Annotated in this window: 8 protein-coding genes; all 8 read left to right on the top strand. The window is 36.5% G+C overall.

Annotated features, from left to right (window positions below):
* Positions 1–16 precede the first annotated feature (16 nt).
* The 8 genes from SJY24_RS18475 (at position 17) to SJY24_RS18440 (ending at position 15,264) form a co-directional block, all read left to right on the top strand.
* Complete coding sequence (locus tag SJY24_RS18475; protein ID WP_377865756.1) at positions 17–1,219, top strand: L-lactate MFS transporter; 1,203 nt, start codon at positions 17–19, stop codon at positions 1,217–1,219.
* A 621-nt stretch (positions 1,220–1,840) separates the two neighbouring features.
* Positions 1,841–2,626 carry a 2,3-dihydro-2,3-dihydroxybenzoate dehydrogenase gene (gene dhbA, locus SJY24_RS18470; RefSeq protein ID WP_377865755.1) on the top strand — a complete coding sequence of 262 codons (786 nt, stop codon included), beginning with the start codon at positions 1,841–1,843 and terminating at the stop codon, positions 2,624–2,626.
* Positions 2,627–2,652: 26 nt separating this feature from the next.
* Positions 2,653–3,852: an isochorismate synthase DhbC gene (dhbC, locus tag SJY24_RS18465; protein WP_377865754.1), complete on the top strand. Its 1,200-nt coding sequence runs from the start codon at positions 2,653–2,655 to the stop codon at positions 3,850–3,852.
* A 12-nt stretch (positions 3,853–3,864) separates the two neighbouring features.
* The gene (locus tag SJY24_RS18460) at positions 3,865–5,481 is read left to right on the top strand and encodes a (2,3-dihydroxybenzoyl)adenylate synthase (protein WP_377865753.1); all 1,617 of its coding nucleotides are present in this window, start codon (positions 3,865–3,867) and stop codon (positions 5,479–5,481) included.
* Between the two features lie 32 nt (positions 5,482–5,513).
* Positions 5,514–6,407, top strand: a complete 894-nt coding sequence (locus SJY24_RS18455; RefSeq protein WP_377865752.1) for an isochorismatase family protein — start codon at positions 5,514–5,516, stop codon at positions 6,405–6,407.
* A 33-nt stretch (positions 6,408–6,440) separates the two neighbouring features.
* On the top strand, positions 6,441–13,601 hold the full coding sequence (locus SJY24_RS18450; RefSeq protein ID WP_377865751.1) for an amino acid adenylation domain-containing protein: 7,161 nt from the start codon (positions 6,441–6,443) through the stop codon (positions 13,599–13,601).
* Positions 13,598–13,822 (top strand): MbtH family protein, encoded by a 225-nt coding sequence (locus SJY24_RS18445; RefSeq protein WP_377865750.1) that lies wholly within the window; start codon positions 13,598–13,600, stop codon positions 13,820–13,822. The genes SJY24_RS18450 and SJY24_RS18445 overlap by 4 nt, the downstream gene beginning before the upstream one ends.
* Positions 13,822–15,264, top strand: coding sequence for an MDR family MFS transporter (locus SJY24_RS18440; protein WP_377865749.1), 1,443 nt, complete (start codon positions 13,822–13,824; stop codon positions 15,262–15,264). The genes SJY24_RS18445 and SJY24_RS18440 overlap by 1 nt, the downstream gene beginning before the upstream one ends.
* Positions 15,265–15,306 lie beyond the last annotated feature (42 nt).

Below are 15,306 nucleotides of genomic sequence, written 5' to 3'. Positions count from 1 at the left end.
GAGGAGGCGGAATGATATGAAAAAATCAACTGTTAATCCATGGCTTGTTGTCCTTGGCACAGTCATAGTACAAATGGGGCTTGGGACGATATATACATGGAGTTTATTCAATCAGCCTTTAGTTAGTAAATACGGTTGGAGTCTTAACGCTGTTGCTATAACTTTCTCAATTACTAGTCTTTCCTTAGCATTTTCAACTTTATTTGCGAGTAAATTGCAAGAAAAATGGGGACTTCGTAAACTTATTATGATAGCTGGACTAGCATTGGGACTAGGATTAGTACTTAGTTCACAAGCTTCCTCATTAATATTGCTTTATGTACTAGCAGGAGTTGTTGTAGGTTATGCAGATGGTACAGCGTACATCACTTCACTATCCAATTTAATAAAGTGGTTTCCAGAGCGTAAAGGTTTAATTGCTGGTATTTCTGTCTCTGCATATGGTTCGGGTAGCTTAATCTTTAAATACATTAACGCACAGTTGATTGAATCAGTTGGTGTATCACAAGCATTTATATACTGGGGTTTAATTGTTACAGCTATGATTGTAATTGGCGCATGTTTGATCCATCAAGCTGCAGATCAAGGAGCAGTTCATGAAACAAAAACTCAGGAATATACAACGAAAGAAATGTTAGGTACAAAACAAGTATACTTATTATTTATTATGTTATTTACATCATGTATGAGTGGCTTATACTTAATTGGTATGGTAAAAGACATTGGTGTTCAACTTGTAGGGCTTAGCGCAGCAACAGCAGCTAATGCGGTGGCTATGGTTGCAATCTTCAATACATTAGGTCGTATTATTCTAGGACCGTTATCAGATAAAATCGGCCGTTTAAAAATCGTTACTGGTACTTTTGTTGTTATGGCGGCTTCAGTCTTAGTTCTAAGTTTCGTAGATTTAAATTATGGTATCTACTTCGTATGTGTAGCAAGTGTAGCGTTTTGCTTTGGTGGAAATATCACTATTTTCCCAGCTATTGTTGGTGATTTCTTCGGCATGAAAAACCATAGTAAGAACTACGGAATTGTGTATCAAGGGTTTGGATTTGGAGCACTTGCAGGTTCCTTTATCGGTGCAATTCTAGGTGGATTTAAACCAACTTTCATGGTTATCGGCGTATTATGTGTCGTGTCATTTATTATCGCACTTTTAATTCAAGCACCTAATCAGAAAAAAGAAAAAGAAGAAGAGTATCGCAGCGTAGCATAAATATATAAATCTTCTTTAACACTATGTTTAAAAAAAAGCACCCTATTAAATAGGGTGCTTTTTTTTGAATTACAACCTGTGGAATTTTCTAGAGGCAAAAAAGGAGTAAAGTATTCGTTTGGATTATATTGGAATATCAAAAAAATGATACATCATATTCGAAATACGTATTAAATCTTAAATTACAAACAAGACATACATCAGTAATTGCAAGATATATTTTCTCGGTGTTTTCAGAAAAATATTGAGAAAATATATACTTGGTTTCTTGATAAGGCTTTGTAAATGAAGGTATCTACAGTTAGTCTTCTACAAGTTCAAAAAGAGGAGTATGAATTAAATGTGTAATGTAAGTACTTATTAATGCTTTTAGATGTAATTGTGTTGAGAATCATTAAAATATTTTATCTGAAAAATAAAAATAGGTTGACAAGTTTATTGAGAAAGATTATCATTTCGGTGTAGGAATATTAAATGAAAAACATTATCAATGAATAATATTTTGATGAAAAGTACACTTGACCAATTAGTTTAGTAAGTGTATTATTTTTTACATCAATAATGATAATCATTATCATTATTGTTTAATTAGATTAATTTTCAAATGAAAGGATAGAGGAAATGAACATAGGGGAATTTGATGGGAAAACGGTTTTAGTAACTGGCGCAGCCCAAGGTATAGGTAGTGTTGTAGCAAACATGTTTTTAGAAAGAGGAGCTACAGTTATTGCGGCTGATCAAACTGAAGAGGGGTTAAACGTACTCTTAAATCAAAATGAATTAAATGAAACACGTGTGAAAACGTTTCGTTTAGATGTGAGTGATAGTGTCGCTGTTGAAGATATGGTAAAGGGTATTGAAAATGATATAGCACCGATAGATATATTAGTAAATGTTGCAGGGGTTTTACGTATGGGAGCGATTCACTCTTTAAGTGATGAAGATTGGAATAAAACATTCTCTGTAAATTCTACAGGAGTTTTCTATATGTGCCGAGCAGTAAGTAAATATATGATGCAAAGAAAGTCAGGGGCAATTGTTACAGTTGGTTCAAATGCGGCAAATACTCCGAGAATGGAGATGGCTGCATATGCTGCATCAAAAGCTGCAACGACCATGTTCATGAAATGTTTAGGATTAGAGCTTGCAGCATACAATATTCGCTGCAACTTAGTTTCTCCAGGTTCTACTGAAACTGAAATGCAAAGATTATTATGGGCTGATGAGAATGGAGCTGAAAATATAATTGCTGGTTCTCAAAATACATATAGACTCGGTATACCGTTACAAAAAATTGCACAACCTTCAGAAATTGCTGAAGCAGTATTGTTTTTAGCCTCTGATAAAGCGAGTCATATTACAATGCACAATTTATGTGTCGATGGCGGAGCTACATTAGGAGTTTAATAAAAAATTCAGGAGGTTTTAATACTATGAATGAACTTACAGCCGTAAAGGAACTGCCAGAAAAATTATTAGAAGATTTTAAGACTGAATCTTCGTTCTTTTTCGCTTCACCAACTCGTACGATATTGACAGAAGGAGAGTTTACTACAGTAAAACATCATGTAATTGAAAGTTTTCCAGAACTTGTACAAGCGGTATTAAGTAATGCAAAACAAGCTGGAAATCCGAATCCTATCGTTGTTGGTGCTTTGCCTTTTGATCGTAGAAAAGAAGTTCAACTTATTGTACCGGAATATTGCAGAATTACTGAGCGTTTACAGTTGGAGACAACAAATGAAATAAAACGAAATGAGAAACTGACATTCGAAATGACACCGGTTCCAGTTCCTGAAGTTTATATGAATGGTGTGAAGCAAGGGATTGAAAAAATTCAGGACGGAGATTTAAAGAAAATCGTTCTATCTAGATCGTTAGATGTTAAATCTTCAGAGAAGATTGATAAACAAAAACTACTTCGCGAATTAGCAGAACATAATAAGCATGGCTACACATTTGCTGTTAATTTACCGAAAGATGAAAACGAGAATAATAAGACATTAATTGGAGCAAGCCCTGAATTGCTTGTTTCACGTAATGGTATGCAAGTAATTTCTAATCCGTTGGCTGGTTCAAGACCACGTAGTGATGATCCAGTGGAAGATAAGAGAAGAGCAGAGGAATTACTTTCTTCTCCAAAAGATTTACATGAACATGCGGTAGTAGTGGAAGCGGTTGCTGCTGCGATTCGTCCGTATTGTCATACATTACATGTTCCGGAAAAACCATCAGTTATTCATAGTGAAGCAATGTGGCATTTGTCTACTGAAGTGAAAGGTGAACTAAAGGATTCAAATACTACTTCTTTGGAATTAGCAATTGCTCTTCATCCTACGCCAGCAGTTTGCGGAACTCCAATGGAAGAAGCAAGAGAGGCTATTCAAAAAATTGAGCCATTTGACCGTGAATTCTTTACAGGAATGTTAGGGTGGAGCGATCTAAATGGAGATGGCGAATGGATTGTTACAATTCGTTGTGCTGAAGTGCAAGAGAATACACTTCGTTTATATGCAGGAGCTGGGGTTGTTGCTGAGTCAAAACCAGAAGATGAGCTAGCAGAAACATCAGCTAAGTTCCAAACAATGTTGAAGGCTTTAGGGTTAAGAGATAATTCGCTGAATGAAAAATAGGGGGAAGAAAGAATGTTAATAGGTTATACGGAATGGCCAAAAGAATTTGCCAATCGCTATCGAGAAGAAGGGTGTTGGCTTGGTGAAACATTTGGCGGACTTTTAAGAGAACGTGCTGAAAAATATGGGGATCAAATTGCGGTTGTAAGCGGTAATACGCATATAACGTATAGTGAACTTGATAAAAAGGTAGATCGCTTAGCTTCAGGTTTACTGAATTTAGGAATAAAGAAAGAGGACCGAGTTGTAATCCAGTTACCTAATATTATAGAGTTCTTCGAAATATGCTTTGCACTATTTCGAATCGGAGCGCTTCCTGTTTTTGCACTACCTTCACATCGAAGCAGTGAAATTAGTTATTTTTGTGAGTTTGGTGAGGCGAGCGCTTACGTTATTTCAGATAAGGCTCTCGGCTTTGATTATCGAAAACTAGCAAGAGAAGTAAAAGTGAAAGTGCCAACTTTACAACATGTAATTGTAGTGGGAGAAGAAGAAGAATTTGTGAACATAAGTAATCTTTATATAGATCCCGTTCCATTACCAGAAGTTCAGCCAAGTGATGTTGCGTTTCTCCAATTATCAGGAGGGACAACAGGACTTTCTAAATTAATTCCTAGAACACATGATGACTATATTTATAGTTTACGTGTTAGCGCTGAAATTTGTAATTTAAATGCAAAAAGTGTCTATATGGCAGTTCTACCAGTAGCACACAATTACCCGATGAGTTCTCCAGGGACATTTGGAACGTTCTATGCGGGTGGAAAAGTAGTGTTGGCAACTGGAGGGAGTCCAGATGAGGCATTTGCTCTTATAGAAAAAGAAAAAGTTACGATTACTGCTCTCGTTCCACCGTTAGCAATGATATGGCTTGATGCGGCATCTTCCCGCAATAACGATTTATCGAGCCTGCAAGTGATTCAAGTAGGTGGTGCTAAGTTTAGTGCTGAAGTTGCAAAGCGTATACACCCTACATTTGGATGTACGTTACAGCAAGTGTTTGGTATGGCAGAAGGGTTAGTAAATTACACAAGATTAAATGATCCTGAAGAAATCATTATTCATACACAAGGTAGACCGATGTCTACATTTGATGAAGTAAGGGTTGTTGATGAAAATGATAACGATGTAAAACATGGTGAAGTAGGTAGTTTATTAACACGAGGTCCATATACAATTCGTGGTTATTATAAAGCAGAAGAGCATAATACACGATCATTTACAAAGGATGGATTTTATCGCACAGGTGATCTTGTAAAAGTAAATGAACAAGGTTACATCATTGTAGAAGGAAGAGATAAAGATCAAATTAATCGTGGTGGTGAGAAGGTTGCTGCGGAAGAGGTTGAAAATCATCTATTAGCACATGATGCAGTACATGATGTAGCAATTGTGTCTATGCCTGACGATTATTTAGGAGAACGTACTTGCGCTTTTGTTATAGCTCGCGGACAAGCTCCAACTGTAAGTGAATTAAAAACGTTTTTAAGAGAACGTGGTATAGCGGCTTATAAGATTCCAGATCGAATTGAATTTATTGAATCATTCCCGCAAACAGGTGTTGGAAAAGTAAGCAAAAAAGAATTACGTAAAGCCATTGCTGAAAAACTTATTACAGTAAAACGATAAAAAACTATTAAAATTTGGAAGGAAGTGATTAGATGGCTATCCCATCTATTTCAGTATATAAAATGCCAATTGAATCAGAACTACCAAAAAACAAAGTGAATTGGACGCCAGATCCGAAACGTGCGGTTTTTCTAATCCATGACATGCAAGAATACTTTCTTGATGCATATAGCGATAAAGAATCGCCAAAAGTAGAACTAATTTCAAATATTAAGGTGATAAGAGAAAGATGTAAGGAAGTTGGCATACCAGTTGTTTATACAGCACAACCTGGTGGACAAACGTTAGAACAACGTGGATTATTACAAGACTTTTGGGGTGACGGTATTCCTGCTGGACCAGACAAAAAGAAAATTGTCGATGAACTTACTCCTGATGAAGATGATATATTCCTGACAAAATGGAGATATAGTGCATTTAAAAAGACAAATCTATTAGAAATTTTAAATGAACAGGGAAGAGATCAACTTATTATTTGTGGTATTTATGCGCATATCGGTTGCCTTTTAACAGCTTGCGAAGCATTTATGGATGGTATAGAGCCATTTTTTGTAGCAGATGCAGTTGCTGATTTTTCACTAGAGCATCATAAACAAGCATTGGAGTATGCATCTAATAGATGTGCAGTAACTACATCAACAAACTTACTATTAAAAGATTTACAGAGTTTAAAGGGTTATGAGAGTGAAGGAATCACTTTACAGGAAGTTCATGAACTAGTTGCACAACTACTTCGTGAGTCTGTAGAGAGTATTGAAGTTGATGAAGATTTATTAAATAGAGGACTCGATTCGGTCAGAATTATGAGTTTAGTAGAGAAGTGGCGTCGCGAAGGGAAAGAAATCACTTTTGCAGATTTAGCAGAACGTCCAACTGTTGATGATTGGTACCGTTTACTATCTTCACAAGCAGCACAAGTGCTGTAACAAATAGACTACATAATAAAGGGGTAGTAAAGAATGCCTAATAGTCAAAAGATTCGTCATTCGTTATCATCTGCGCAGTCTGGTATGTGGTTTGCGCAACAATTAGATCCGCTTAATCCGATTTATAATACTGGGGAATATATAGAAATAAACGGAAATATTAATCAAGAAATTTTCGAGTTAGCTGTATGTAAAGTTGTAACAGAAGCAGAAGCACTACATGTTCGTTTCGAAGAGGATGAAATTAGTCCATGGCAAGTTATTGAGGAATCGTCAACGTTTCATATGCATTTTATTGACGTTCGTAAAGAAGAAAATCCTGAAGAAGCTGCTAAAGTATGGATGAAAAATGATTTATCTGTACCGATAGATTTAAAAGAAGATAAATTATTTACTGAAGCACTTATTCAAGTTGAAAATAATCGTTTCTTTTGGTATCAGCGCATCCATCACATTGTGATGGATGGCTATGGGTTTTCACTTCTTAGCCAAAAGGTAGCCAATGAGTATACATCACTTATAGAAGAAACAAATAAGAATGAAAAGCCATTTGGCTCTCTTGCAAAAATTGTACAAGAAGATAATGAGTATCGTGAATCTGAACAATTTCAGGAAGATCGTATTTTTTGGTTAGAGAAGTTTGCAGATGAACCGGAAGTTGTAAGTTTGGCAGAACGAGCGCCGAGAACATCAAATGGATTTTTACGAGAAACTGCTTATTTATCAAATACTAGTACGAAAACTTTACTAGAAGATATAAACATTTCGTTAACGAGTTGGCCCGAATTTATTGTAGCCGTAACAAGTATTTACATGCATAAATTAACAGGTGCAAATGATATTGTTTTAGGTTTACCGATGATGGGGCGTCTTGGTTCCGTATCTATTCATACACCAAGCATGGTAATGAATTTAGTTCCACTTCGTCTCACTGTAACTCCAAATATAACTCTTGCGGAATTAATACAGCGAGTTTCCAAAGAAATTCGAGACGTACGTCGTCATCATAAATACCGTCATGAGGAATTAAGAAGAGACTTAAAGTTACTAGGTGAAAATCAAAGGTTGTTTGGGCCGTTAGTGAATGTTATGCCTTTTGATTATGGGCTTAACTTTGCTGGAAATCGTGGTATTACACATAATTTATCAGCAGGACCTGTCGATGATTTATCGATAAATGTATATAAGCGCTTCGATGAAAATGAGTTAATGATTCATTTTGATGCGAATCCGGAAGTATATAGCGATACGGAACTAGCATTGTATAAAGAAAGATTTATGAATCTATTAGAATTAGTGATAAATAATTATCACAAAGACGAGCCAATCGGAAAAATAAACATTACTCTTTCTGAAGAAAATCATAAAGTTTTATTGGAATGGAATGAAACGAAGGAAGCTGAAGAGCTAACCAATCTGCCTTTATTATTTGAAAAACAAGTACAAAAAAATCCGAATAAAATAGCGGTTACTTGTAACAGAATAAAACTTACGTATAAAGAGCTAAATGAACGAGCGAATGAACTAGCACACTATTTAGTAGAAGAAGGAATACGACCAAATCAGTTTGTAGCTTTAGTATTTCCAAGGTCAATAGAAATGGTAGTTAGTATGCTAGCAGTCTTAAAGGCAGGTGCAGCGTATGTACCAATAGATCCAGAATACCCAGCTGAGCGAATAAATTATATAGTAAATGATGCAAAACCAGTTTGTTTCATCACACATTCATCTGTTTCATCTACTTTAGTTATAGAAAATGATATGAAAAAAATCGAATTAGATCGCGAAGAAACAGAACTAGCATTAAAAGCATATTCTCATATGAATTTACCATTTAGAAGTGATGAATCACTTCTAAAGCCTGCGTATACAATTTACACTTCAGGTTCAACCGGAAATCCAAAAGGTGTAATTGTTCCTATGAAAGCTTTAAATAACTTTTTATTGGCCATGGACGATATGTTTTCATTACATGAAAACGATCATTTATTAGCAGTTACAACGTTTGCGTTTGATATTTCTGCACTAGAAATTTATTTACCTCTTATTAGTGGTGCAAGTTTAACAATCGCACAAAAAGAGGTAATTCAAGAGCCTTCTGCGTTAACGACATTTTTACAAGAAGAAAGAGCGACAATTATGCAAGCTACACCGACGCTCTGGCAGGCGTTAGTAAATGAATATCCAGAGGGGCTACAAGGGCTAAACATACTCGTTGGCGGTGAAGCTCTTCCGGCACATTTAGCAAATAAATTAAAAGAATTAGGTTGCTCTATAACTAACTTATATGGACCAACTGAAACGACTATTTGGTCTACTTTCATGAACATTGATGACAGTGAAAATGGTATACCTCCTATTGGAAGACCAATTTGGAATACAGAAGTGTACGTTTTGGATGCAGGGTTACAACCTGTTCCACCTGGAGTTATCGGTGAATTATATATTGCAGGAGAAGGACTTGCGAACGGATATTTAGGAAAACCAGCGTTAACGGCTGAACGGTTTGTTGCAAACCCTTATGGAAAAGCTGGAGCACGTATGTACCGCACAGGTGATCTTGTGAAATGGCGTAAGGATGGTGTGTTAGAGTACATTAGTCGCGTAGATCATCAAATTAAAATTCGCGGTTTCCGAATTGAATTAGCTGAAATTGAAACGGTATTACAACGACATGAAAATATTCAACAAGCGGTAGTAATGGTACGAGAAGATCGCCCAAATGATAAACGAATCATTGCGTACATCGTTGCCGAAGAGAAGGAACCAATTAATCTTTCAGAGATTCGTTCTTATGTTTCAGAAAGTTTAGCGAATTATATGGTACCATCAGCATTTGTTGCGCTAGAAGAATTACCATTAACACCAAATGGTAAGGTGGATAGAAAGAAATTACCTGCTCCTGATTTTAATGGAATGAACAATGAGAGAGTTGCTAGAAATCCGAAAGAAGAAATACTATGTGATTTATTTGCAGAAGTACTTGGTGTTTCGCGAATTAGTATAGATGATAATTTCTTTGAAATGGGTGGTCATTCGCTTCTTGCATCTCGTTTAATGGCAAGAATTCGTGAAACGTTAAGTGTAGAATTAGGGATCGGAAAGCTATTTGAATCACCAACTGTTGCTGAATTAGCGAAACAATTAGATCGTGCAAAAAGCGCAAGACCAGCTATTAAGAAAGTAAGTAGGCCAAATGAAGTTCCACTTTCATTTGCACAGCGCAGGTTATGGTTCTTAAATTGTTTAGAAGGTCCAAGTCCTACTTATAATATTCCGTTAGTCATTCGTATGTCTGGAAAATTGAATGAGGAAGCACTGCAAGGTACCTTGTATGATGTAGTGAAGAAACATGAAACACTTAGAACAATTTTCCCTAACGTATTAGGTAGTTCCTATCAGAAAATTTTAAATATGGAAGACTTAAATCTAGAAATGATTATAACAAAAACAAGTAAAGATGAATTAGAAAGTGTACTTTCAGAGGCGGTAAAATATAGCTTTAACCTTGATGTTGAGCCAGCAGTTCGTTTACAACTTTTTAAAGTGAGTGAAAATGAGCATGTATTACTAATTCTTTTACATCATATTGTAGGAGATGGCTGGTCATTACAACCTTTAACGAAAGACTTTACAGTAGCTTATAAAGCACGATGTCAAGGTGATAGTGTTCAATTAGAAGCCCTTCCAGTTCAATACGCAGATTATTCACTTTGGCAACAGCAATTACTAGGTGATGAAAAGACACCAGAAAGTCTTATTTCAACACAATTAGATTTTTGGAAAGCGGAATTAAAAGGTTTACCAGATCAAATGGAGTTGCCTACAGATTATCAGCGACCAATTGAAACAAGTTATTGCGGAGAAACAATTCATTTTCATATAGATAAAGGTATGCATAGTAGGTTAGTAGAGCTTGGTCGTAAAAATGGAGTTAGTTTGTTTATGGTGTTGCAAGCGGGACTTAGTGCACTATTTACAAGATTAGGTGCTGGAACTGATATACCATTAGGTAGCCCGATTGCTGGAAGAAACGATGATGTACTCTCGGATATAGTCGGTTTATTTGTAAATACATTAGTGTTACGTACAAATACATCAGGAGATCCAAGCTTTAAAGAATTATTGGATAGAGTGAAGCAGGTAAACCTTGCAGCTTATGAAAATCAAGATGTTCCATTTGAACGACTTGTTGAAGTGTTAAACCCAGTACGAACTCGAAATAGTCATCCGCTGTTTCAAGTTATGTTAGCTTTCCAAAATACGCCAGAAGCAACGTTTAATGTACCGGATTTAGAAGCGAGCCTTGAAATTCAAAGTGTTGGTTCTGCAAAATTTGATTTAACATTTGAAATTAGCGAGAGTAACGGAGTTGATGGTACTCCAAACGGCTTACACGGCTTGTTAGAGTTTAGTACCGATTTATATAAACGTGAAACGGTTCAAAAAATAATAGAACGATTCATTCTATTATTAGATGATGCAGAGAAACATCCGGATCAATCAATTGGTAGATTAGAAATATTAACTTTAGCAGAGCGAAATACAGTTTTAGAAAAGTGGAATGGTGGTTTTCAAATTGTACCTGAAATGACATTGCCACAATTATTTGAAAAGCAGGCTCATGTAAATCAAAATGCTATTGCTGTCGTTTTTGAAGATGAAAAGCTAACGTATGAAGAGTTAAATAGAAAAGCGAATAAAATAGCTCGTTTGTTAATAGCGAAAGGAATCGGTCCTGATCAACTTGTTGCTTTAGCGATGCCGAGATCTTTAAATATGGTTGTAAGCTTACTTGCTGTTCTGAAAGCTGGTGCCGGATACCTTCCGTTAGATCCGGATTATCCGTCAGATCGTATTTCATTTATGCTAGACGATGCGAAACCATCATGTGTTTTAACAAATTCAAGTGTAGAAATTGAATGTGATGAGGCATTAAAGATTTTAGTTGATGATGTGAACGTAATAGAAGAAATTGAGAAATATAGTGAAGACAATATTGATGAAATGGAGCGCATGAAGCCGTTATCTCCTTCACATATTGCTTACGTTATTTATACGTCAGGCTCAACAGGTAGACCGAAAGGTGTTATGATACCTCATCAAAATGTAGTAAGACTTTTAGGAGCAACTGATCATTGGTTCCAATTTGACGCAGACGATGTTTGGACGATGTTCCATTCATACGCTTTTGATTTCTCGGTTTGGGAAATTTGGGGACCTTTATTATATGGAGGGCGTTTAGTTGTAGTACCACATACTGTAAGTCGCTCGCCGAAAGAATTTTTACAGCTTCTTGTTAAGGAGAAGGTTACTGTTTTAAACCAAACTCCATCAGCGTTCTATCAATTGATGCAAGCAGATCGTGAAAATGAAGACGTTGGTCAAAAATTATCTTTACGATATGTTGTTTTTGGCGGAGAAGCACTTGAACTAAGTCGATTAGAAGATTGGTATAGTCGTCATCCTCATAACGCACCGAAGCTTATTAATATGTACGGTATAACGGAGACGACGGTACATGTTAGTTATATTGAGTTAGATGAGAGTATCGTTTCTTTACGAGCAAATAGTTTAATCGGGTGCAGTATACCAGATCTTAAAGTATATGTATTAGATAACTATTTACAACCAGTGCCACCAGGAGTAGTTGGAGAAATGTATGTTGCAGGTGCTGGACTAGCTCGTGGATATTTAGGAAGAGCAGGATTAACTGCTGAACGCTTTATCGCAGATCCATTTGGTAAGCCAGGTACAAGAATGTATCGAACAGGAGACTTAGCGCGTTGGCGTCAAGATGGGACGTTAGATTATATAGGACGTGCAGATCATCAAATTAAAATTCGTGGATTCCGAATTGAATTAGGGGAAATAGAAGCGGTAATAATGAAACACGATAAAGTTGAACAAGTAGCCGTTATTGTCCGGGAAGATCAACCAGGGGATAAACGATTAGTTGCTTATATCGTCGCATCAAATAATGAAACGATTGATACGAATGAAATGCGTCAGCATGCTGGAGGTAGTTTGCCAGATTATATGGTTCCGTACGCTTTTGTGGTAGTAAATGAGTTACCTTTAACTCCAAACGGTAAATTAGATAGAAAGGCATTGCCAGCTCCAGAATTTATTGCATCATCTTCTAGCCGCGGACCAAGAACACCGCAAGAAGAAATGTTATGTGACTTGTTTACAGAAGTTTTAAGTGTGTCTCAAATTGGAATTGATGACGGATTCTTTGATCTTGGTGGTCATTCACTTCTTGCAGTGCAGCTTATGAGTCGCATTAAAGAGGCACTTGGCGTTGAACTGAATATCGGAACTTTATTTGCAGCACCTACTGTTGCAGGTCTTGCTGAAAGACTTGAAATGGGGAATGGTCAAAGTGCACTTGATGTGTTGCTTCCATTACGAGCAAGCGGAGATCAATTACCACTATTTTGTGTTCATCCAGCAGGGGGATTAAGTTGGTGCTATGCAGGACTAATGAAATCTTTAGGAACAGATTATCCAATCTATGGTGTACAAGCACGTGGTATCGCTGAAAATGAAGAACTTCCAAAAAGCTTAGAGGAGATGGCGGCGGATTATTTGAAACACGTTCGTGAAGTACAGCCTCACGGACCGTATCGTTTACTCGGTTGGTCGCTTGGAGGAAATGTTGTTCATGCAATGGCGGCGCAACTACAAAATGAAGGGGAAGAAGTAGAATTACTCGTTATGCTTGATTCTTATCCTGGTCACTTCTTGCCGAATACGGAAGCACCTACTGAAGAAGAAGCGTTAATCGCATTACTTGCTTTAGGTGGATATGATCCAGATAACATGGATGGGAAACCACTTACTATGGAAAGTGCGGTTGCAATACTTCGCAAAGATGGAAGTGCATTAGCAAGTCTTGAAGAAGAGACTATTTTGAACTTGAAAGAAACATATGTAAATTCGGTAGGGCTGTTAGGAAAATACGTACCGAAAGTTTATAACGGGGATATTTTATTCTTTAGATCTACTGTTATACCAGACTGGTTTGATCCTATTTCTCCAAATACATGGCTAAATTATTTAGATGGAGATATCGTGCAACATGATATTGATTGTAGACATAAAGATTTATGTCAGCCAGGGCCGCTTACAGAAATTGGACAAGTGCTAGCGAAATATTTACAGAATAAGAAAGGGGTAAGTAGAGTATGACGAATCCATTTGAAAATGATAATTACACATATAAAGTATTAATGAATGAGGAGGGCCAGTATTCTCTCTGGCCTGCCTTTCTCGATGTACCAATTGGATGGAATGTCGTTCATGAAGAAGCTAGCAGACAAGTTTGCTTAGAATACGTTGAAGTTAACTGGAATGATTTAGAGCCAAAAAAAAATCAAATTAGCGAAAAAATATTAGTAGGAAAACGATAATGAAGGCAAAAATAAACCCAAAAGTAGTTGTAAGTATCGTTTATATTACAGCGATGTTTATGGCTGCAATGGATGCAACAATTGTAAATGTAGCACTACAAACGATAAGTAAAGAATTACAAGTTCCTCCATCTGCAATGGGGACAGTAAATGTTGGGTATTTAGTTAGCTTAGCTGTTTTTCTTCCGATTTCTGGTTGGTTAGGCGATCGCTTTGGTACGAAAAGAGTATTTTTAATTGCCCTTTTCGTTTTTACAATTGCATCTGCATTATGTGGAATTGCGAATGATATTACTTCATTAAACATTTTTCGTATTATTCAAGGTGCTGGTGGTGGGCTTTTAACACCAGTCGGGATGGCGATGTTATTCCGAACATTTTCACCAGAGGAAAGACCAAAAATTTCTCGGTTTATTGTACTTCCAATTGCTGTAGCACCAGCGATTGGACCAATTATTGGTGGTTTCTTTGTAGATCAAATGTCTTGGCGCTGGGCATTTTATATTAATTTGCCGTTTGGTATCATTGCGCTGCTATTTGGACTTCTATTTTTAGCAGAACATATTGAAAAATCAGCTGGTCGCTTTGATTCTCTCGGTTTTGTTCTTTCAGCACCAGGTTTTGCGATGCTTATCTATGCACTCAGTCAAGGCCCGTCAAAAGGTTGGGTTTCTCCAGAAATAATAAGTACTGGAATAGCTGGGATTGTATTCATTACATTGTTTATAATTGTTGAACTGAAAGTAAAGCAACCGATGTTAGATTTACGCTTATTAAAAGAACCAGTTTTTAGAAAAATGAGTCTCATATCCTTGTTTTCATCTGCTGGTTTACTAGGAATGCTATTTATTTTTCCGCTTATGTATCAAAATGTAATAGGAGTTTCAGCACTGGAATCAGGTCTTACTACATTTCCAGAGGCGATTGGATTAATGATTTCTTCACAGATTGTACCATGGTCGTATAAGAAATTAGGGGCTCGAAAGGTAATCTCTATTGGATTAATAAGTACCGCGGTTATATTTGTTTTATTAAGTTTTGTAAATCATGATACGAATCCATGGCAAATACGGGCATTATTGTTTGGCATAGGTATTTTCTTAGGTCAGTCTGTCGGCGCAGTTCAATTTTCTGCATTTAACAATATTGCACCACCTTCTATGGGTAGAGCGACTACTATATTCAATGTGCAAAACCGACTAGGATCTGCAATAGGAGTTGCTGTTTTAGCTAGTATACTATCTGGATTTGGAAGTAATAGTGTACAAAATGATGCTCCAGCCGATTTCTTACCATATCAAGCAGCATTAATTGGATCGGCAATATTTTTACTTCTAGCATTACTATTTTCTTTACGTATTTCTGATCAAGAGGTAATGTCAAAGAAGAATAAAAAGCCGTTATCTGTATTACAAAAAGAGAAAGAAGTTGTAAATGAATAAGTTGTAGCATGCTAATACTCTTTTGAAATAAAGTGATATTGG

The sequence above is a fragment of the Bacillus sp. R86525 genome, from assembly GCF_042466195.1.
Taxonomy (GTDB): Bacteria; Bacillota; Bacilli; order Bacillales; family Bacillaceae_G; genus Bacillus_A; species Bacillus_A nitratireducens.
Note: the sequence above shows the minus strand (reverse complement) of the source record. Positions and strands in the feature narration are given on the sequence as shown.